Raw genomic sequence first — 1,040 nt, forward strand, 5'->3', positions numbered from 1 at the left:
TGCTTAACCACGCAACAAACCATATACAAACACGTTAGCACCAATTTGACTAAAAAATGAGAATAATACTTCTATTATTAATAATATTTACTTCAGTTTCCGGAAATAGTCAATCTAGTTATTCAGGTAGTTTAGGAAAGTATCCCATCAATTTAATAATGTATCATTATGGAGATGGTGATTCACGTGCTTATTATGTATATGATAAATTTGATACACCGATAACAATAAATGGAAGATTAGAAGCTGGAGAATTGAAACTTTTTGAAAAAGATGATTCTGAAAAAGTTTTTGCTACTTTGATTTTCAAAGATTTTAAGGAAAGTGATAAAACAATTAAAGGAAAATGGATAAGTATTGACAAATCAAAAACTTATGAAATTTCATTAAATAAAGATTTTGACATTGATTATGGAGATAATATTGAATGGGAATCTAAAGAATTAATTCAATCAAAATCTACAAAAGAACATTATTTTAAAACCATAATTACAAAAGAAAAAGGACAATTCTACGGAAGAATTTCTGGAGTAAAAATTTTTCAAAAAAAGTCAGATAAACTTATTCAAACCATAGAATTAGATTGCCAATTATTTGGAATTGATAACATAAGTGTTGGAGATTACAACTTTGACGGAATTGATGACTTTTCAGTTTTTGAAGCTAGTTATTCGGGACCAAATACTTCGAGTATTTATATCTTGAGAGACTCAAATTCTGATAAATATCTGAAAAGTAACTTTAGCGGAACTTCTTTAGAATTTGATAATGACTCAAAACTTATTTACGAACATAATCAATGTTGTGCGGGAAGAAGTCATATGAATGCTACATACAAAGTAGCCAATAACGAAATGATTTTAATTGAACAAAAATGTCTTGAATTTGATGAGGAAAAAGAAGATTTTATAGAAATAGAATGCGAATAAAAACTGGTGCTAACACCGTATAATTCCAACTAAGGTTTGGTTGTGTCCTGCGGACACAGACGCAAAAGCGTCAAAGTTAGCTCTTTTTATTATCTTTACTCCTAACCTTCC

Annotated in this window: 1 protein-coding gene; it reads left to right on the forward strand. The window is 28.8% G+C overall.

What is annotated here, in order from left to right; genetic code table 11:
* Positions 1–158 precede the first annotated feature (158 nt).
* A complete protein-coding gene (locus BUC03_RS15030; protein ID WP_084113015.1) occupies positions 159–929 on the forward strand; it encodes an FG-GAP repeat protein in 771 nt (256 codons plus the stop codon).
* Positions 930–1,040 lie beyond the last annotated feature (111 nt).

The sequence above is a fragment of the Mesonia phycicola genome (genome assembly GCF_900141885.1).
In the GTDB taxonomy this organism is placed as follows: Bacteria; Bacteroidota; Bacteroidia; order Flavobacteriales; family Flavobacteriaceae; genus Mesonia; species Mesonia phycicola.

Coding starts and splice junctions, on each gene's coding strand:
- BUC03_RS15030 (WP_084113015.1), top strand. CDS start 159: ATGTATCATTATGGAGATGGTGATTCACGTGCTTATTATGTATATGAT.